The 18311-nt window shown below is 64.6% G+C and carries 16 protein-coding genes; 8 read left to right on the top strand and 8 right to left on the bottom strand.

Annotated features, from left to right (window positions below):
• Nucleotides 1–227: 227 nt before the first annotated feature.
• Nucleotides 228–1292 (bottom strand): SDR family oxidoreductase, encoded by a 1065-nt coding sequence (locus HNO79_RS11790; protein ID WP_214165509.1) that lies wholly within the window; start codon nucleotides 1290–1292, stop codon nucleotides 228–230.
• A gap of 110 nt (nucleotides 1293–1402) precedes the next feature.
• Here HNO79_RS11790 and HNO79_RS11795 point away from each other — a divergent pair, with 110 nt between their 5' ends.
• Nucleotides 1403–1807 carry a winged helix-turn-helix transcriptional regulator gene (locus tag HNO79_RS11795; RefSeq protein ID WP_010514442.1) on the top strand — a complete coding sequence of 135 codons (405 nt, stop codon included), beginning with the start codon at nucleotides 1403–1405 and terminating at the stop codon, nucleotides 1805–1807.
• 85 nt (nucleotides 1808–1892) lie between these two features.
• Here HNO79_RS11795 and HNO79_RS11800 read toward each other — a convergent pair whose 3' ends face one another.
• The 3 genes from HNO79_RS11800 to HNO79_RS11810 are packed head-to-tail and all read right to left on the bottom strand — an operon-like array spanning nucleotide 1893 to nucleotide 7854.
• Nucleotides 1893–3479: an efflux transporter outer membrane subunit gene (locus tag HNO79_RS11800; protein ID WP_048855446.1), complete on the bottom strand. Its 1587-nt coding sequence runs from the start codon at nucleotides 3477–3479 to the stop codon at nucleotides 1893–1895.
• Complete coding sequence (locus tag HNO79_RS11805) at nucleotides 3476–4663, bottom strand: efflux RND transporter periplasmic adaptor subunit (protein WP_010514440.1); 1188 nt, start codon at nucleotides 4661–4663, stop codon at nucleotides 3476–3478. The genes HNO79_RS11800 and HNO79_RS11805 overlap by 4 nt, the downstream gene beginning before the upstream one ends.
• Nucleotides 4663–7854, bottom strand: coding sequence for an efflux RND transporter permease subunit (locus HNO79_RS11810; RefSeq protein WP_214165510.1), 3192 nt, complete (start codon nucleotides 7852–7854; stop codon nucleotides 4663–4665). The genes HNO79_RS11805 and HNO79_RS11810 overlap by 1 nt, the downstream gene beginning before the upstream one ends.
• 848 nt (nucleotides 7855–8702) lie before the next feature.
• Between HNO79_RS11810 and HNO79_RS11815 the strand changes: the two genes are divergently transcribed.
• Nucleotides 8703–9854 carry a glycosyltransferase gene (locus HNO79_RS11815; RefSeq protein ID WP_214165511.1) on the top strand — a complete coding sequence of 384 codons (1152 nt, stop codon included), beginning with the start codon at nucleotides 8703–8705 and terminating at the stop codon, nucleotides 9852–9854.
• On the opposite strand, the gene HNO79_RS11820 is transcribed toward HNO79_RS11815, so the two are convergent.
• From HNO79_RS11820 to HNO79_RS11830, 3 genes are read right to left on the bottom strand one after another with little or no spacing between them, the layout of a single operon-like run.
• Nucleotides 9794–10414, bottom strand: a complete 621-nt coding sequence (locus HNO79_RS11820; protein ID WP_214165512.1) for a class I SAM-dependent methyltransferase — start codon at nucleotides 10412–10414, stop codon at nucleotides 9794–9796. The genes HNO79_RS11815 and HNO79_RS11820 overlap by 61 nt on opposite strands.
• Complete coding sequence (locus HNO79_RS11825) at nucleotides 10411–11139, bottom strand: PIG-L deacetylase family protein (RefSeq protein ID WP_214165513.1); 729 nt, start codon at nucleotides 11137–11139, stop codon at nucleotides 10411–10413. Before HNO79_RS11825 ends, HNO79_RS11820 begins: the two co-directional genes overlap by 4 nt.
• Nucleotides 11136–12245 (bottom strand): acyl-CoA dehydrogenase family protein, encoded by a 1110-nt coding sequence (locus HNO79_RS11830; protein ID WP_214165514.1) that lies wholly within the window; start codon nucleotides 12243–12245, stop codon nucleotides 11136–11138. The genes HNO79_RS11825 and HNO79_RS11830 overlap by 4 nt, the downstream gene beginning before the upstream one ends.
• 240 nt (nucleotides 12246–12485) lie before the next feature.
• On the opposite strand from HNO79_RS11830, the gene HNO79_RS11835 reads away from it, so the two are divergent.
• From HNO79_RS11835 to HNO79_RS11855, 5 genes are all read left to right on the top strand, one after another.
• The gene (locus tag HNO79_RS11835; RefSeq protein ID WP_214165515.1) at nucleotides 12486–13097 is read left to right on the top strand and encodes a glutathione S-transferase N-terminal domain-containing protein; all 612 of its coding nucleotides are present in this window, start codon (nucleotides 12486–12488) and stop codon (nucleotides 13095–13097) included.
• A 169-nt stretch (nucleotides 13098–13266) separates the two neighbouring features.
• Nucleotides 13267–13599 (top strand): hypothetical protein, encoded by a 333-nt coding sequence (locus tag HNO79_RS11840; RefSeq protein ID WP_010514431.1) that lies wholly within the window; start codon nucleotides 13267–13269, stop codon nucleotides 13597–13599.
• A gap of 884 nt (nucleotides 13600–14483) precedes the next feature.
• Nucleotides 14484–14855 carry a con-10 family general stress protein gene (locus HNO79_RS11845; protein WP_214165516.1) on the top strand — a complete coding sequence of 124 codons (372 nt, stop codon included), beginning with the start codon at nucleotides 14484–14486 and terminating at the stop codon, nucleotides 14853–14855.
• A gap of 105 nt (nucleotides 14856–14960) precedes the next feature.
• Nucleotides 14961–15371: a PRC-barrel domain-containing protein gene (locus HNO79_RS11850; RefSeq protein ID WP_338034407.1), complete on the top strand. Its 411-nt coding sequence runs from the start codon at nucleotides 14961–14963 to the stop codon at nucleotides 15369–15371.
• Nucleotides 15372–15484: 113 nt separating this feature from the next.
• Complete coding sequence (locus HNO79_RS11855) at nucleotides 15485–16339, top strand: SDR family oxidoreductase (RefSeq protein ID WP_214165517.1); 855 nt, start codon at nucleotides 15485–15487, stop codon at nucleotides 16337–16339.
• Nucleotides 16340–16506: 167 nt separating this feature from the next.
• On the opposite strand, the gene HNO79_RS11860 is transcribed toward HNO79_RS11855, so the two are convergent.
• The gene (locus HNO79_RS11860; RefSeq protein WP_010514426.1) at nucleotides 16507–17628 is read right to left on the bottom strand and encodes a Gfo/Idh/MocA family protein; all 1122 of its coding nucleotides are present in this window, start codon (nucleotides 17626–17628) and stop codon (nucleotides 16507–16509) included.
• A gap of 199 nt (nucleotides 17629–17827) precedes the next feature.
• Between HNO79_RS11860 and HNO79_RS11865 the strand changes: the two genes are divergently transcribed.
• Complete coding sequence (locus HNO79_RS11865; RefSeq protein WP_029329473.1) at nucleotides 17828–18127, top strand: hypothetical protein; 300 nt, start codon at nucleotides 17828–17830, stop codon at nucleotides 18125–18127.
• Nucleotides 18128–18311 lie beyond the last annotated feature (184 nt).

The raw sequence follows: 18311 nt of genomic DNA on the forward strand, positions 1-18311 counted from the left end.
GCGATGTCTTTCAGAGCTTCCCGAAAAAAGCTTTGCCAGACGGCATTTTTAAGAAAGATACAGGAACAGTTTCCGCACGCTGTCTTTTGCGAAAAGACAGTGTTTCCCTGATGCCGTTCATGGCCACGGACCGCATGAGCCCGATGCGCCCGTCACTGAAGCGGGCGGGCGCATCCGGACACGGCAGGCGGACTGTGCTGCGGTAGCAGCGGTTACAGTCCGCGCGGTCAGGGAATATAGCGTTCGGCGCGCAGGCGGTCGAACAGGTCGAAGAAGGAATCAGGCGTGTAGCGGTAGCCGGTGAAGCCGAGTTTGCGGCTCAGGCTCATGTCGGTCACGCATTCGACGGGGCGGCCCAGGTCGGCATCCGTGTGCCATGGCGATGCCAGACGGTGCAGCACTTCTTCCCGCAGGCCGTGCCGGCGGGCGATGTCCGCCCATTGTCCGCCCCTGTCCGCCAGCATGTGTTCCAGTGACGTGGCGTGACCGGGATAGGGGGCGGCGTCAATGCCGAACCAGGCGGCCAGTTCGCCCCACAGCCATTTCCAGCGGAACACGTCGCCATTGACCACATTGAACGCCCGGTTGTGCCCGGCGGGGCCGCTGGCCGCCCACAGGATCTGGCTGGCAAGCTGGCGGGCGTCGGTCACGTCCGTCAGACCGTTCCACTGCGCGGGCGATCCGGGGAAAACGAAGGGCAGCCCCGTCTCGCGGCACAGCGTGGCATAGGCCGCCAGTGTCGTACCCATGTTCATGAGGTTGCCGATCGCATACCCGATGACCGTGTGCGGGCGATGAACCGTCCATGGAATACCCAGCCGGTCTGCAACCTCGAACAGGACATCTTCCTGACTGTAATAGAAATTTTCCACCGCCAGCCGCGGCATGCTCTCACGGAACGGCGTCTGTGGCGGCGCACCCTGCGCATAGGCCTCGAACGGGCCAAGGTAGTGTTTCAGCCCGGTCACCAGACTGGCATGCACCAGCGCGTGCGGGCGTGGCAGGGCGGCAAACACGTTGCGCAGCATCGCACTGTTGGCAATGCAGTTTTCACGTTCGCTGTCGCGGCGTGTCCATGTGGTGAAGAATACATGCGTCGGCACGATACCGGCCAGCGCCGTGCGCAGGGATTCCGGGTCCAGCGCGTCGGCCGCGACGGGTATTATTGTGCCGGGCAGGTTTTCGGTCCGCCGCGCCAGGCCGTAAACGCCCCAGCCCTCCGCGACCAGCCGGTTGGCAAGGTTCTGGCCGACAATACCTGTCGCACCGATGACAAGCGCCCTGTGGGACATCTTTTCCTCCATGAATGACGTGGGCTTCACACGCTGTCGGGTAACGCCATAAAAGACAATCCGGCACCTTTTCGTGCCCTGGTTACCTGAACGTTCCCGTGAGGCCGCCCATGGATATCGCCCCCCTGCCCGACGCCTACCGCCATGCGCCATTCGCGCAGGACTGTGCCCCGCGCCGTCTGCTGCGGCTGTTTTCGGGCAAATGGACCACCATGATCGTGCATACGCTGCACCTGTGTGGCGGTGCCTCGCGCCCCGGCCAGCTTCAGCGCGCCCTGCCCGGCCTGTCGAAAAAGATGATGACCCAGACCCTGCGCGACCTGGAACGGATGGGACTGGTGGACCGCAAGATCATGCAGGTCATGCCGCCCGTGGTCGAATACCGGCTGACGGCGCTGGGACAGCGCTTTGTCGAACCGCTGGAAATGCTCTACCGCTGGGGCGCGCAGCATGCGGCGCTGCTGGATCAGGTTGACCGCAACATCGCCGCCGCATCCGCGCGCGACGCATCGTGATGGCGCGCTGTCCCGAACGCTTCAGGGGAATGCCGCCCATGTGAGCATGGGCGGCACGCACGGCAGGCTGCCCTGATGCGGCCCCTTACTGCCCCACGGCGGGGGACAGCACCGGCTGCGTCAGGTTGTCGTCGGGGTCGGGCCCGTGGCTGTGCGGGGCGGGCACGCCGCCCACGGGCGGGGCGTTGTGCAGACCGGAATACTGGAGCGGATCAACCCCGAAGACCTGATTGGGCGCGGGCAGGCTGGCAGCGTCCCATCCCCCGCCACATCCACGGATCAGGCCGATCTGCGCCTGCAGGTAACGGGTCTGGATTTCGGCCTGCTGTATGCGGGCGTCCAGCGTGCTGACCTGCGCGATCAGGACGTCAAGGTACGTGGCAAGCCCGCCCTTGTACAGGTTCATGGTAATGTCCTGTGTCTCGCTTGCGGCGCCGACGGCGGCGCGCAGGCGGCCATTTTCCCCATCCAGCCGGTTGGTGCGCGACAGCCCGTCCTCCACATCGCGAAAGGCGTTGAGGATGGTGACACGGTAATGGTCGCGGGTTTCACGGTAGGCGGACCAGCTCTGCTGCAGCTGCGCGCGGCGCAGCCCGCCTTCAAACACCGGCATGGTCACGGTCGCGCCATACGACCACATGGAATTGGCAAGGTTGGCGAGGTTGAAGCCATTGTCATCAAACCCCCCGTTCATCTGGAACGACACATGCGGGTAGAACGCGGCGCGCGCTATGCCGATGGCCCGGTTGGCCTGCGCCATCTGGCGTTCGGCAATGGCAATGTCGGGCCTGCGCTGCAGCAGGGCCGACGGCAGGGGCGCGTGCAGCGCGAAACGGGTGGCGTTGAGGTGCGGGTCCGCCGCGATGTGGAACGACGACGGGGCGACGTTGACCAGAACGGCCACCGCATGTTCCATCACCTCGCGCTGGGCCTGGATGTCCAGCAGGCGGGCCTGCGTGGTGTACAGCTGGTTCTGCGCGCGCGCCACATCCAGCCGTGATGCCGCCTGGTCCACCAGCCGTGTCTGGGTCACGCGCAGGGAGTCCTGGTAATACCGGATCGACTGCGTATAGATCGCCGCCTGAGCATCCAGCCCGCGCAGGGTGAAATAGTCACTGGCCAGTTCGGCCTGCAGGCTCAGCCGTGCCGCGGCGTATTCCGCCGCCTGTTCCTGCGCATAGTCTTTCTGCAACCGCACCCGGTTGCGGATGGCGGACCAGAAATCCGGTTCCCACGATGCCATGCCGCCATAGAATTCGTCGGAATCCGTAATCGGCCCCTTGTAGCGGAACAGCCGCTCGGCCGAACTTTTGTTGTTGCTGCCGCCAAAGGCCACGCCAAAATGCGGCAGCAGGTCGGCCCGTGCCTCGCTTACGATCGCGCGTGCCTGCAGGAAGCGTTCGCTGGCGGCCTGCAGGTCGCCATTATGGGCCATGGCGGTGGTTTCCAGCATGTCAAGCTGCGGGTCGGCAAAGCTTTCCCACCACTGCGCGGGAATGGCGTCATCCATGGGACGGGCCACGCCAAACGGGGCCTGCCCCTGCCATGTGGCGGGAATGATGTAGTTCGGCGCATGATAGGCCGGGGCCAGGTCGCATCCCGCCAGTGACAGCAGCGACATGGCGCATGCGCCCCCCATGCCGGCGGCGCGGCGGATGGTGTGTGCCATCATTCATCGTCCTTTTCATCGGTATCGCTGCTGTAGCCGGCCACGGGCTGGACCACGCGCACGCTCTCGCCATCCAGCAGGTCGGCAGGCGGGTTGTCGATGATCCGGTCATCGGGGGATATGCCCGACAGCACCTGCGTCGCCCCGTCGCCCATGCGGCCCACGGTAATATCGTGGAAATGTGCATGGTTCTGCCCATCCACCACGGCCACCTGCATGCCGTGTTCCTGAAACACCAGCGCGCCGGTGGGAATGGTCTGGTGGGCGGCCTGTTCGGGCGCGGTCAGGGTGACGGCGGCAAAGGTGCCGGGCCACAGGGCATGGTCGGTGTTGTCGATCACGAACTCGCTTACGCTGGTGCGGGTGTCGGGGTCGTAGCCGCCCGATACGGTCAGGAACTTCGCCTCGAACCGGCGGTCGGGGAACTGCGGCACCTGCACGCTGGCCTGCAGGCCGGGCTGCAGGATGTAGGACATGTTTTCAGGGATCGAGACGAACAGCCGCATCTGGTGCGTATCCGCCACGCTGAACAGTTCACTGGCCGCCCCCGTGGCGTTCAGGTTGCCGCCGCCTTCGTGCACGTAATCGCCCACGTTGATGTCGCGCTGCGTCACCACGCCGTCAAACGGGGCGACAATGATCTTGAAGCGTTCAAGGGCGGCATAACGGTCAAGGTTATGCCGCGCGGCCTCCAGGTCGGCAGCGGCGGATTTCTCGTTCGCGTCCTGCACGGATACGGACTGCCCCGACACCGCCTGTGACTTGCCCATCAGCCGCCAGCGCTGGGCCGTCACCACCGCAAGGTCGTATTTCGCCTGTGACGACTGAAGGTCGGCCTGCGCCTGCGCGAACTGCGCATCAAGGCCGGGGGTGTTGATTTCGGCCAGCACGTCGCCCGCGGCCACCCGTGCGCCGTAATCCTTGTACCACATGCGCACGTAACCGGACGCCTGCGGGTAGATGGGGGCCTGGTACCACGCATCGATCGTGCCGGGCAGGTCCAGGCTGACATGGCGTGCCTCGCGCCGGGGCGAGATGACCATGACATCGGGTACGGAGGCGACAGCGGCCTCCCGCCGCAGGGCGGCTGCATGCTGCACGCGCCCGACCAGCAGGTAACCGCACCACCCCACGACAACGGCGGCACCGGCCAGCATGACGACTTTTCGGTTTTTCTGGGTGGACATCAGTTCATTTCCTCCCGGATGCGGGATGGACGGTTGTGCAGGATTGCGTAAACACACGGCACGAACAGAAGCGTGGACACGGTGGCCACCAGCAGCCCGCCAATGACGGCGCGGCCCAAGGGCGCGTTCTGGGAATTGCTCATGGCCATGGGCACCATGCCGATCACCATGGCCAGCGCGGTCATCAGCACCGGGCGGATGCGGCCGTAGCCTGCCTCCAGCGCGGCGCGCAGGGCATTACCATGTTCCTCGATCCGTTCACGGGCGAAGGACACCACAAGGATGGAATTGGCCGTGGCCGTGCCCATGCACATGATCGCCCCGGTCAGCGCCGGCACCGACAGCCGCGTATGCGTCAGGAACAGCGCCCACGCGATCCCCGCCAGTGCGCCAGGCAGTGCGGTGATGATGATGAACGGGTCCAGCCACGACTGGAAATTGACCACGATCAGCAGGTAGATCAACAGCACCGACACCACCAGCCCGAACACCAGTTCGACATAGGCATGGCGCATGGTTTCGGTCTGGCCGCGCACCACCACGGCGGCGGTGGAGGGCACCCTGTCATGTGTCTGGTCCAGAACGTGCTGCACGCCGGTCGTGACCTGCCCCAGATCCGCGCCCTCGGCCGAGACATAGATGTCCACTTCCGGCATGGAATTGAAGTGCGAGACCTGCCCCGGCGTGCCGGTGGCGCTGACATTGCTGATACCACCCAGCAGCTGCATATGCCGTCCCTGCGGGTCGCCATCGCCCTTGTCCACCGGAATGGTCATGAGGTTGTTGAAATGCGTCAGCTGATCCTGTGACACATACACATTCAGCGGGAAGGTAATGCCCGTGGCCGGGTCCAGCCAGTATTGCGGGTCTACCGTCTGGCTGCCCGACAGGGTCATGAGTTCGTTATTGGCCAGGTCGGCTTCCGTCATGCCGGTGGCCTGCCCGAAGGTGCGGTTGCCCTGCACGAACAGTGTCGGCGTTTTCATGGTCTGCTGGATCACCACGTCGGCGGCACCGGGGACTGCGCGCAGGCGGTTTACCAGCAGGCGGGCATAATCGTAATTGTCACGCAGGTCCGGCCCGGAAATCTGGATGTCGATGGGTGAAGGCGACCCGAAATTCAGGATCTTTGCCGTAAGGTCCGCAGGCTGGAAGGTGAACACCGTGCCGGGAAACCGTGCCGACAGGTCATGACGCAGGATGGTGCGGTCATTCCATACGGGTGTTTCCTCATCCTTCAGCGCAATGGTGATGTCACAGTCCTGCGTGCCGATGGTGGGGGTGGGAATGAAGGCCTGGTTATGCGCCCCTTCGGGCAGGCCGCAGTTTTCGATCATGCTTTCCACCTTGCCGGGGAACAGCTGGTTGATCCGGTCTTCCACCAGTGACGCCTCGCGCCCTGCCACTTCAATGCGGGTGCCCAGCGGGGCGCGCATGTGCATCTGGATGGTGCCGGATTTGGTTTCAGGGAAGAAATCGCGCCCCGCGACGAGGTACAGCCCCAGCGAGCAGACCGAGACGCCAAGGAACACGGCAACAAAGCGCCTGCGCCCTGCAATCGCGCGTTCCAGCACGCCCGCGTACCCTTCACGGAAATTGTTGAACCCGCGTTCGAACGCCTGCTGGAAGCGTTCGGGCAGGCGCCGGGGGTATTGCAGGTTATGGACCTGCGGCTGGCAGTGGTGGGAATCCCCATGCCCCGCCACGCTGTGACCGGCCAGCAGGTATTTGGCCATGGTCGGCACCAGCGTGCGCGACAGGATGAAGGACGCGATCATGGCGAAGATGATGGCTGCGGCCATGGGCATGAACAGCCAGCCTGCAACCCCGCTCAGGCCAAACAGCGGCAGCCAGACAATGCAGATGCAGGTGGTGGCGACAAAGGTGGGAATGACGATCTGGTTCGCCGCGTCAATGATCGCGGGTTCCAGCGTCTTGCCCATTTCCAGATGCGCGTCGATGTTCTCGATCATCACCGTGGCGTCATCCACCAGTATGCCCACCGCCAGCGCCAGACCGCCCAGCGTCATGACATTGATCGTCTGCCCCGCCCAGTGCAGGCCGATGATCGCGCACAGGATCGCCAGCGGGATGGAGGTGGCGATGATGACCGTCGGCCGCCACGACCCCAGGAACAGCAGTACCACCATGCCGGTCAGGGCCGCCGCCGTCAGCATTTCGCGCACGACGTCGAAAATGGAATCCTTCACGAAGACAGAGGCATCGCCCAGTATGCTGACCTTCACATCCGGCGGCAGCAGTCTCTGTATGCGCGGCAGCAGTGCCTTGGCCCCGGCCACGACATCCAGCGTCGAGGCGTCGCCGCTTTTCATCACGACGATTTCCACCCCCTGCTTGCCCTTTACCAGCACGAGGTTGGTCTGCGGGTGGCCGCCGCGATAGACCTCCGCCACGTCATGGACATAGATCACGGCATTGCCCACGCGCTTGACGGGAATATCACCCAGTTCCTTCATGGAACGCGGGGTGGCGTTGGTCTGCACCATCCAGTCGGTGGCCGAGATTTTCTGGTCGCCCGCGGGCAGCACGATATTCTGCCCGCGCAGGGCGTTCTGCACGTCCATGGCCGACAGGTGGTGCGCCTGAAGCTGCTGCTGGTTCAGCGCCACCATGACAAAACTGTCCATGCCGCCATAGGCCTGCGGCACCACCGCGCCCGGAACGGTCACCAGCAACGGGCGCACGCGGATCATCGCCAGCTTGAACAGGTCCGATGGCGTCTGCTTGTCGGACGTAACCTGAAGTGTGAGCACCGGCACGGAGGAAGCGTCGAGGCTCATCACCATGGGTGACGGGATGTTTTCGGGCAGCTGTTTGATGACCGTCTGTGAAATGGCGGTCACTTCCGCTTCCGCCTTGCCAATATCGGTGCCGGGCTGGAAGTATATGTTGACGATGCCGCGCCCGTAATACGAACTGCTTTCCATATGTTCGATGCCCTCGACGGTCGAGGTCACCATCAGTTCGTAATTGTATATGATACGTCCTGCGAATTCCTCCGGCAGCATGCCGCCATAGGTCCAGACAACGGATACGACCGGAATTTTTATGTTGGGGAACACATCCGTCGGCGTGCGCAATACCGACATGATGCCAAAGACCACAATAAGGATCGACAGCACCACGAAGGTATAGGGCCGACGTAGTGCGGTCACTACGATGGCGTTCATGGGGTGGATCATTCCCTGTATTACGAATAACCGCGCAGCACTACGGGAATGCCCCACAGTATTGGCATGCGGTTTTTATTGCATTGATCGGTTTTTACAGTCCCACGCGCGCGTGGGACGGAACTAGGGCCTGCGGGTCATGTTGGGCGTGACGGGCATGGGGCAGCACTCCGGCGGGATCGGTAACGGGCGGGCCGGCATGGGGTCATGCGGCATCTGCCTGAAACGACAGATACAGTGTTTTTTTACAAACTATGAACAGATAAGATTTAAAATAATATTCATGACAGGGAGTATTCGTTATTATTTCCAATATTTTATGAAGTATAGTTTATAAACTTCGGAACCGGATAAATAAAAAATACGTTAACAGGGAACCTTTCCCCATGTCAGCCGACACCTGCCGCGCAGGCATGCCCCACTGTCCGGGACCGGAAAACTGCCGTCTGGAAGGGACGCCCGGACGGCATCGGGCAGTCATGTTTCAAAAACCGTCCCGAAGCGCCGCCTGTCCGGACAAACGGCGACACAAAAAACAATTTTTATCAATGACTTGTTTCGTGCCATCCCTGAAACGCAATACATGTCTCCGGGCGCCTGCCGTGAATTTTCGCCATCAGTTGCGGGATCTGCACGGTGTTGCATAACTGGCCTGCCTGTGCGCGCATGACACATGCATGGCAAGGGCAACCGCGTGGCCCGGACGGGTCGCGACAGCCGCGACAGCACGCCCGCGCGTGATCCGGCCCCAAAACGGTGCCTGTGGCCGTGGGCAACACTCTGTCATATTGCCTGCAACTGTTCCGGCCTGCGTGGCGTTTACCGTTTCCCTTTCCAACAGGTGCCCCATGCCGCCTGCCCGCCCCCCCGTCGTGGCGATTCCGGTGCGAAACGAAGCACAGCGTATTGGTCCCTGCCTGCGTGCCCTTGCTGCGCAGCAGGGGGCCTGTCCGGGCCATGTGGTCCTGCTGCTCAACAACTGTACCGATGATACGCGTGGCGCGGTCCGCGCCCTTGCCACGTCCCTGCCCTTCGGCGTGATCGTGGCCGAACGCAGCTATGCCCCGCCCGTGGCCCATGCGGGTACGGCCCGGCGTGCGGCCATGCAGATTGCCGCGGCCCTGGCCGAACCGGACGGCATCGTGCTGACAACCGATGCCGATGGCCGCGTCGCGCCCGACTGGCTGGCCAATATCCTTGCGGCGTTTGACGCGGGTGCCGATGCGGTCTGTGGCCGCGCCCTGATCGACCCGGCAGACGCACGGATCATTCCCGCGCACCTGCATGATGATGACCGGATGGAAACCGCCTATGCCACCATGCTGGACCGTATCCATGACCTGAGCGATCCCGACCCGCATGATCCATGGCCACGCCATACGGAACATTCCGGCGCCAGCATTGCCGTGCGCGTGGCCGCATGGCGGCGCGCCGGGGGTATCCCTGCCCTGCCGCTGGGTGAAGATCGCGGGTTCATCCGCGCCCTGCGGCAGGTGGATGCCACGATCCGCCATGCGCCCGATGTCATGGTCAGCGTTTCGGGCCGCATTGACGGGCGGGCGCGTGGCGGCATGGCCGATACCATGGCGCGGCGCATGGTGCGGCAGGACGAGATGCTGGATGACAGCCTTGAACCCCCACGCACCTGCCTGCGGCGCGCGCGGGCGCGGGCGGCACTGCGCGGGTTGCGGGGCCTGCCACCGGGGTGCGATGCGTGGCATGACGCGGCGGACGGGCTTGCGGCCCTGCTGCGCCTGCCGGTCGCCACCGTGGCGCATATGGCGCGTGGCCGGTTCATGGGCATGGCATGGGACAGGCTGGAGACGCTCAGCCCGGAACTACGGCGCATGCCCGTCCGGCGGGCTGACCTGCCCATGTACATTGATGAGGCGCGGCGGATCGTGCGCGGCCTGCTGGCCACGCCGTCGTGCGCACTGCCTTACGTCGGGTCCGTTACCGGGGGCGCGCTATCCGGTCCGTTGACCACATCCAGCCGGTAGCGCGGGTACCGCCGTGCATGGGTCACATGCAGCCCGCCCGCGCGGCAGGCATTTATGAAATGGCGGGCGGCCTCATCCCCGGTGCAGGGCGTATCGGTTGGCCCGGTCCAGTTGACCAGTACGATCGGGGCACCTGCCTGCCGCACCCGCAGGCAGTGGGCGGCAAGGCGGCGGATGTCACGGCGGGAAAGGAAATACAGCATTTCCGACACCACGATCAGGTCGCACGCCCGCGCGGGCAGCGGCGGGAACCCGTCCGGCACCTGCCCCCGGTAAAACGATACCCCATTCAGCCCCGCGCAGCGGCGGCGCGCGCGTTCCAGCGCGGCCTCGGCCACGTCCACCGCCAGCACCCGTTCACACCGCCGCGCCAGTCGCGCCGTCATCATGCCGATCGAACACCCCAGTTCCAGCGCGAATCTGAAATGCCTGCCCGACAGCACCGACAGCGTCTGGCGGTATTTGTCATGTTCATACGCCCGCGTTCCCACGCCCCACGGGTCGGGGCGGCGTCTGTGCAGGCGTTCGAAAACTGTCCGTGACCAGCTTGGGGGGCTCATGGCTGGACAAAGACCTCGTAATCCGTCACCAGCGCGTCCAGCAGGCGGTCAGGCAGGTGGAACCCGTCCGGGTCATCGGTAATCAGGCCGCCGTACTGGCTTTCATGCATGCCGATCGCCCGGGCCTTGGTCGCGCGGTGGGCGGTGATGTCCAGCCGCAGGCCCCGTGGCGGGGTGTGGTCCAGATCCATGTCATCGGGCAGCAGCCATCCCCATACAGGATAGGCCAGCAGCGTTGCGCCACACAGGCGCTGCACCGCCACGCCCATTTTCCATGCCGCTTCATGATCGCAATGCGGGTCCGCCCGCCATGGCACAAGCAGCGTGGTGCAGCCCCGTGCCGTGGCCAGATGGGCCAGTCGCGTCGCCATATCCGCAAACACCGGACCGTCATGCGGGGCGGCGGCATCGGGCAGGCCAAGGAAAACCAGCCGGTTGGGCGGCAGGCCAAGGCAGGACACCGCATTGCGGGCTTCCTGCTGGCGCTTTGCCCGCAACCGGGGGGCGGGCCACTGGCGCGAATTGGGGTGGGATGCTGCTCCATCGGTCATGATGACGACAACGGGCGGCATGCCCGCGGCACAGCAGGCGGCGATCAGCCCCCCGCAGCCCAGGCTTTCATCATCGGGGTGCGGGGCAAGGACCATTACGGTGCCCGGCGCAATGGCCGAAAGCGGGGCAAGCGGCAGCTCGCGCAGGGCGGCATGCATGGTGGCGGCCTTCATGGCCGGACGTCCGGCTGGGGAAGGTCGCGGTGGGTGAACCAGGCGGCGGCTTCGCACAATGTCTCGTCCGGGGCGGGCTGGCGCAGGTAGGTGGCAAGGTCGCGCACCAGCCGCTCGACCACGTTGCCACGCACGAAGGCGGACAGCCCCAGCCCGCGTTCGACCTGTTCGATCACCTCCAGCCCCGCGCGTTCCACCGCCAGACGCCCAAGGTTGACGGTGGCGGCAATGTCGCCTGCATCCACCTGGTCCTGCCCGCTGGCCATCCGGGCGGCGCGGCGGGTCCATAGCAGGGCGGTTTCCGCCGCGATCAGGGCCCGGCCAATACGTGCCTGCTGCGCGGGGGCCGCCGCCCGGCCACGCGTGGCAAGCTGGCTGCGCAGAAGCGCGCTCAGCCGTTCGATACCGCCCAGCGCCACGGCCATGCCCCGCCATGCCCCGGCCGAGAATTCGGGCTGGCGCAGGTAATCCCCCGGCTGCCCCACCATGGCGGCCGGCAGCACGGCCATGCCGGTCAGGTCGCACTGTCCCGTGCCCGCCCCACGCATGCCCGCAAGGCCCGCGCCCCCGGCCTGCACGGTGCGGCCTTCATCCAGCGCCACCAGCAGCATCCGGGTCGTATCCCGTTCCGCCCGTGCGGTGACAAGCGCATGGGTCGCCTGCCGCGCGGCCGAGGCAAAGGCCTTCCCCCCATGCAGCATCAGCCCGCCCGCGGCCTGTTCCATGCGCAGCGGGGTCGCGCCATCGGTTACCCACAGGCCGTACAGCGCGTCGTCATGCACATCCTGCGCAATGCGGGCCACCTGCGCGGACGTGCCGTACAGGCAGACCAGGCGGATGGCGTTGACATGCCCCTCCACCACGCGGCCAAGCGCCATGCTGCCCTGGCCCACCAGCCGCAGCATGTGCAGCAGGCCCGCCGCCCCGTGCGGTTCCGTGCCAAGGCCCAGCCCGCCATGCACGCGCGGCAGCGCCGCCGCCAGCACCCCCAGCTGCCGCAGGCGTTGCAGCCCCGCGGCCGGAAAGGTTGCCTGCGCGTCGCCCGCGCTGGCTTCCGCTTCCAGTTCCGCGCGGCAGGCGGCCAGTGCTTCGAAGGGAAAGGTCATGGCGGCTGGGCCCCTTTACGTACGGCAGGCGCGCGCAGACCGCGCCCTGCCCCTGCTGGCACAAACAGCGCCGGTGTCGGGTTGGTTCCCTGCCCATGCCGCCGGTCATGCCCTGTCAGGTTCCGCGCGGGGGCTGCGGCGTGCAGCCATGCGCTTTTCAGGGCCGCGTGTGTATGTCAGGCTCCTGCCCGGCCGGGCGGGCGTCGTTCGCCCGGCGCGCCATCATGGAAGGCCATTGCAATGAAGCTGTATTATACGCCGGGCGCCTGTTCGCTGGCAGCCCACATCATCCTGAATGAAACCGGGCTGCCCCACACGCTTGAACGGGTGGACCTGAAGGCCAAGACAACCGCCAGCGGCGCGGATTACCTGAAGATCAACCCGCGTGGCGCGGTGCCTGCGCTGGAAATCGCGCCGGGCGAGGTACTGACGCAGAATGTCGCGGTGCTGACCTATATCGGGCTGCAGGCCGGTAATGTCGCCATGCATCCGTCCCCGGACTCGGTGGCGTTTTTTCGCCTGCTCGAAGCCATCGGATTCTGCGAGGACGTGCACGGCGCATTCGGCGCGCTGTTCGCCCCCGGCCTGCCGGATGTGACGCGCGACCATCTGCTGAATACGCTGATCCCGCGCCGCCTGGGACAGGTTGAGGCCATGCTGGCGGCCTGCGGCAACGGGCACCTGCTGCCCGAAGGCTTCACGCAGGCGGATGCGCTGATGGCCGTGATCCTGAGCTGGGCTGACCCGCTGCAGGTGGACCTGTCGGCCTATCCCCGCGCCTGCGCCCTGCGTGATGCGGTGTTCGCCCGCCCGGCAGCACAGAAGGCCCGTAGCGAGGAAGGTCTGGACTGACCCGCGGCGTGGCCTGTCCCGGTTTTCGCGTGCCTGCTCCCGCCATGGCCTGTGGACGAAAGGCTGGTATCCGCGTTGCGGGTAACGGGGCGTGCCCGATTACGCTATGGATGGGTATGCAAGATCGGGCCTGATGCCCCTTTCAGGTCACTGTGCAAGGATGATGACAATGGACAACCCGCTGCAGACCACCCCCGAGACACAGGCGCGCATCGCCGCCAAGGCAAAGGAAATGTGGGAAGCCGATGGCAGGCCGGGCTGCGGGCCGGATGCGTACAAGGAAGCGGCGTCGGAGCTGATCGGGATGGAAAGCAACCCCGACGCGGGGCAGATTCCCGTGGACTCTCCCGTGCCGCTTGATGAAAACGGCCAGCCGGTCGAGGAAGCCTTCCTTGAGGAAAACCTTGGCAATTCCGGCGGCAGCATGAACGAACTTGATGACAGGCAGGAAGTACCCTTCGCCACGCGGCAGGAAGAAGAAGACGCGCTGAAAAACCAGTAACGGCCTGTTCTGACGTCGCGTATTCACGCCGGTACCGCCGGTTCCGGGGCGCCGCCTGTTTCAGCCGGGGCGGCGGCGTCCCCCTGCAATGCCGCGGGACAGTCGCCATTGCCGGGCTACATGTTTCGCATGAATGTGGTGAATACGATGCGGGCGGCGTGAAGGCCGGCGTACGTTGCCGGTTCCCGCGCGGCAGCATATCGGACACGCCATGCGGTTCATCCCGCACGCAACCGGGACGGGGCCACGCTCGGCCTGAAAAGCCTGCCCGGGTAATAGCGGTCGACCGTACGAAGTATATGGTGAAAACTCTTTTTGAAAAGCGTCAGGTATCATCGCCTTTATTGACAGAAGGCAGCGCCTGAAGGTGTTTATTATTTCAGATCATGTAATGTCCGGTCATGCTGGTCGGCCCGCGTGTGGTGCGGTGCCGGATAAGGCTGTCACACGCCGGATGGCATGCGCGCCAGATGATGGTGCCGCCGCAGTGCGCGCCCATCTCCGTTCATGATGTTTTCCGGTCGGAACAAAAGTAATGATGCAGTGCAATAACGGCGCGCCGTGTATTTCCGCCCGCCTGCCATGACTGCAGCGGGCACGACAGCGCATTTACCGCCACATGGCACGGGACGCGCGCCATGTGATCGGGAATTATAAAGTATACGGTCGTAATTATATTATGGAACCGACGGGTTTTTTAAGAATCATGAAGTATGATCCATCTCTTATTATTTTGTTTGCCCGATACGCAACCGTGGACGCGATGTGCCGTTGATCTTCCCACAGCGCGCAGTTCCGGGGTCGCTTCCACTGGCACATCCGTCATGGAACCATGGAAAAACAAGGGCCCCGCGTAGCCGCTGTGATATGAAAAGGTGAGGATCATGAGTTATCATATCTCCCTGCACACACGCACAAGCCTGCCCGCTCTGGCCCCGGCCGACAGCCGTGGCGGCGGCGGTGCGGCCCACAACCCCGGCAACTTCGCCAACGACCCCGCCCGCGCGGCCGAAGCCGGCCACAAGGGCGGGCAGCACAGTTCCGGCAATTTCGCCAATGACCCGGCCCGTGCGGCGGAAGCCGGGCGCAAGGGCGGACAGCACAGCCATGGCGGCACCGGGCACACGTCGGAAAAAACGGCGGCGTCCGGCACCCAGAAGGGCACGCAGCATGGCGCGGGCAATTTTGCCGACAACCCCGAACGTGCGGCGGAAGCCGGACGCAAGGGCGGCCTGCACAGTCATGGCAAGTCGTAAGTAGAACGGGTGGGCGGAACCTGCAGCCGGGTTCCGCCCGACCTGCCGATACCATCGGATGTCGCCATCGTCGGGCGATGTCCATGACACGTATGGAGAAGTTCCATGTCAGCATCCATGACAAACGGTTCCACGACGAATAATACAACCATATCCCCTGAAATGACCGGCAGGCATGACCTGATTTCCTCGGACCAGGTGGAGGGCACGTCCGTGTACTCCCCGTCGGGGGAAAAACTGGGCACGGTCAAGTATTTCATGGTCGACAAGAATTCGGGCGATGTCGCCTATGTCGTCATGAGCTTTGGCGGCTTTCTGGGCATGGGCAACAGTTACCACCCGCTGCCGTGGAAGGCGCTGCATTACGACAGGGAACGCGGCGGGTATATCGTGTCCCTGACGCGTGAACAGCTTGAAGCCGCCCCTGCCTATGCCGAGGACATGTCCCCCGACTGGACCAACAGCCGTTACGGCAGTCAGGTCGATACCTATTACGGCGGCCTGCCCGGCATGTAGGCCGGCCGCAGGCCGGACGGGACGCAACTGCAGGTATGGGCCCGGCCCGGCCTGCAGTCTGCGTTTTTCCGCTTTTGGCATGAACTGGAAAAGACAACCGGGAGCCCGGCACGATGGACGGACATGACGGCGGCTTTCCGCCGCAGCAGCAGGCCCCACCGGGGCAAACCCGGGACATGCATCCCCGCCCCGACCATGGCGAGACCAGCTATCGCGGGTCCGGCCGGCTTGCGGGGCGCAGGGCGCTGGTTACAGGTGGGGATTCCGGCATCGGGCGCGCGGTGGCCATTGCCTTCGCACGCGAGGGGGCCGATGTCGCCATTGCCTATTACAATGAACATGACGATGCGCGGCAGACCGCAACATGGGTGGAAAAGGCAGGCCGGAAGACGCTGCTGCTGCCCGGTGACGTAGCCGACAGGGCGCATTGCACGGACCTGATCGCGCGTACGGTCAAAACGCTGGGCGGGATTGACATCCTGGTCAATAACGCAGGGCACCAGAAAAGCATCGACCGGCTGGAAGATATTGAGGAGGAGGAGTGGGACCGGACGTTCCGCACCAACATCTACAGCATGTTCTTCCTGTCGCAGGCCGCCGTGGTGCATATGGCGGCGGGGGCCGCGATCATCAATACAACGTCGATCAACGCGACATCGCCCTCGCCGCACCTGCTGGCCTATGCCACGACCAAGGGGGCGATCGCCAATTTCACCGTGGGGCTGGGTGACATGCTGGCCGCGCGCGGGATCCGGGTCAATGCCGTGGCCCCCGGCCCGATCTGGACGCCGCTGATCCCGGCGACCATGCCGCCGGAACACATAAAGGAATTCGGCCGCAACACGCCCATGGGCCGCGCGGGACAACCGGCGGAAGTCGCCCCCGCCTATGTCTTTCTGGCATCGGATGAAAGCAGTTACGTCACCGCCGCCATCATTCCCGTAACCGGCGGTCGCCCCATGCTGTAACGGATTACCTGAACCAACCGGCCGGACCACGTCAGCCGGTCAGGGGCAGGATTCGGGAATATCGTCTTTATTGCAGACGGCGATACCCGCAATCCTGTCTCCCGCCCTGATCCGCCTGCCGTTTTCAGACAGTCCTCACGCACCTGCCGGGCCGAAGGCGGATCGGGTCAGGCCGATTGCGGGACGATGCTGATCATGTCCGCCACATCCGGTTCACGCACCGGCGGCAGGGTCATGACCTGATCGGGAAGGGCGACGCGGGCGGGCGGCATGGGGTCCAGTTTCTGTGGCTGTCCGGTCAGCAGTGCGCGTTCCACTGCCGCCAGCACGCGGACGTCGCGCAATCCTTCCTCCCCATCCGGTTCAGGGTCGCGGTCATGCAGGATACAGTCGGAAAAATAGGCGATTTCCCCGCCAAACTGTTCCACCGGGTCATGGCGGTGCGTTTCCTTCCGGCCATCTATGGTGGTGGTGTAGGTGATGCCGACATCGGGGCCGAACATATAGCACGGCCCGGCGGTGACGCTGCCCCTGTCACCCACCAGCGAGAAATTCTCGACCGGCGCGCAGGCGTAACTGACAAGGAAATGGGCCATCCGCCCTTCGGCAAAGCGCAGGGTGACGGATACCGTATCATCAAAATTGAACCCTCGCCCCGGCGTTTTGGTGCCCACGGCGTGGACCTCCAGCGGTTCGCGGGCAAACAGGTTGCGCACCGCGTTCAGCGGATAGGTGCCCATGTCGGGCACCGGGCCGGACCAGTAACCGCTATGGCCGCGATGGTTGGCTTCGGCAAAGTTCTGTCCGAACATGGAATCAAAGGCGATCAGGTGCCCGAAATCCCCATTGCGACAGCGTGAAATCAGGTCAACCGTGCCCGGTTCGCAATGCAGGCGGTAGGCGACCATAAGCTTGCCGCCGCCACGTTTCTGTGCATCCAGAATGGCTTCGCAGTCCTCAACGCTGGTCGCCATGGGTTTTTCCACCAGCAGGTGCAGCCCCGCCTCCAGCACGGGCACGGCGTACTGCCGGTGCAGCGCGTTGGGGGTTGCCAGATAGACCGCGTCGATATGCCCCGAATGCAGCAGGGTCGGCAGGTCATCATAATGGCAGGCGGGAATATCGTACCGTGCTGCCAGCCTGCGGGCCTTTTCCGGGTCGCCCGTCACCAGCGCGGACAGCACGGAATTGCCTGCCCGCGCCATGCCGGGCATGAAGGCCTGCTGGGAAATCTGGCCGCCGCCGATCACGGCGTAACGAATTTTCCTGGCGTTGATATCCGGTGTCATGTCGTGCCTCCGGTCGGTTGTCGCACTGCCGGGTGAACGTCGCCCCCCTGCATGGGTTGCGACGGATATGGCGGCATGGATGGACGGACCGGGCCGTTTTCGTGCGGCGGGGGATGAATATAAAATAAAACCGGAAATAATGACGGGCGTTACAAAGAAACGCCGCATGCCGCGACGTGACCGGACAAGGATCAGGACAATGATCGCACGACCCCTTCATATCGCGTCACTTCTGGCCCTTGGGCTATGTATGGGAACAGCGGCCCACGCGCAGGGCAACACGCCGCCCAGAATGCCCGTCGAGACCATGCCCCGGGACGGGGGCACCTCCACCTCCCACACACCGGACAGCGCATGCAGGACGCAGGACACCGCGCATGGCCATTCCCACCCCTGCCCGCGCAAGGACCCCAGCAACCCGGACATTCCCGGCACGCGTGGTGGCGGGGCCGCGCCGTCATCTTCGTCCACGCCGCCCACGGGTAATATGGATGAATGAACCGGAACGCGCCGGCGGGTGGATGGCCCCGGTCGCACGTTGCGCGTAAACCCGCGTGGCACACTGTCCCTGCTGGCATAATGACGGCAGGCGGACAGGGCTGGTGCATCCGGGCCATGGCATGCGGCAGTCCGGCCCGGATCGCCATTCCCCATCATGGCGGGGCGTAGCCCACCCTGTTCCC

The organism is Komagataeibacter oboediens, from assembly GCF_018491655.1.
GTDB classification, from domain to species: Bacteria; Pseudomonadota; Alphaproteobacteria; order Acetobacterales; family Acetobacteraceae; genus Komagataeibacter; species Komagataeibacter oboediens.

Bases quoted from the DNA above. Each gene is read 5' to 3' on its own strand.
- HNO79_RS11815 (WP_214165511.1), top strand. From the start codon at position 8,703: ATGCCGCCTGCCCGCCCCCCCGTCGTGGCGATTCCGGTGCGAAACGAA.
- HNO79_RS11845 (WP_214165516.1), top strand. From the start codon at position 14,484: ATGAGTTATCATATCTCCCTGCACACACGCACAAGCCTGCCCGCTCTG.
- HNO79_RS11805 (WP_010514440.1), bottom strand. From the start codon at position 4,663: ATGTCCACCCAGAAAAACCGAAAAGTCGTCATGCTGGCCGGTGCCGCC.
- HNO79_RS11800 (WP_048855446.1), bottom strand. From the start codon at position 3,479: ATGATGGCACACACCATCCGCCGCGCCGCCGGCATGGGGGGCGCATGC.
- HNO79_RS11795 (WP_010514442.1), top strand. From the start codon at position 1,403: ATGGATATCGCCCCCCTGCCCGACGCCTACCGCCATGCGCCATTCGCG.
- HNO79_RS11810 (WP_214165510.1), bottom strand. From the start codon at position 7,854: ATGAACGCCATCGTAGTGACCGCACTACGTCGGCCCTATACCTTCGTG.
- HNO79_RS11850 (WP_338034407.1), top strand. From the start codon at position 14,961: ATGTCAGCATCCATGACAAACGGTTCCACGACGAATAATACAACCATA.
- HNO79_RS11820 (WP_214165512.1), bottom strand. From the start codon at position 10,414: ATGAGCCCCCCAAGCTGGTCACGGACAGTTTTCGAACGCCTGCACAGA.
- HNO79_RS11840 (WP_010514431.1), top strand. From the start codon at position 13,267: ATGGACAACCCGCTGCAGACCACCCCCGAGACACAGGCGCGCATCGCC.
- HNO79_RS11825 (WP_214165513.1), bottom strand. From the start codon at position 11,139: ATGAAGGCCGCCACCATGCATGCCGCCCTGCGCGAGCTGCCGCTTGCC.
- HNO79_RS11855 (WP_214165517.1), top strand. From the start codon at position 15,485: ATGGACGGACATGACGGCGGCTTTCCGCCGCAGCAGCAGGCCCCACCG.
- HNO79_RS11830 (WP_214165514.1), bottom strand. From the start codon at position 12,245: ATGACCTTTCCCTTCGAAGCACTGGCCGCCTGCCGCGCGGAACTGGAA.
- HNO79_RS11865 (WP_029329473.1), top strand. From the start codon at position 17,828: ATGATCGCACGACCCCTTCATATCGCGTCACTTCTGGCCCTTGGGCTA.
- HNO79_RS11790 (WP_214165509.1), bottom strand. From the start codon at position 1,292: ATGTCCCACAGGGCGCTTGTCATCGGTGCGACAGGTATTGTCGGCCAG.
- HNO79_RS11835 (WP_214165515.1), top strand. From the start codon at position 12,486: ATGAAGCTGTATTATACGCCGGGCGCCTGTTCGCTGGCAGCCCACATC.
- HNO79_RS11860 (WP_010514426.1), bottom strand. From the start codon at position 17,628: ATGACACCGGATATCAACGCCAGGAAAATTCGTTACGCCGTGATCGGC.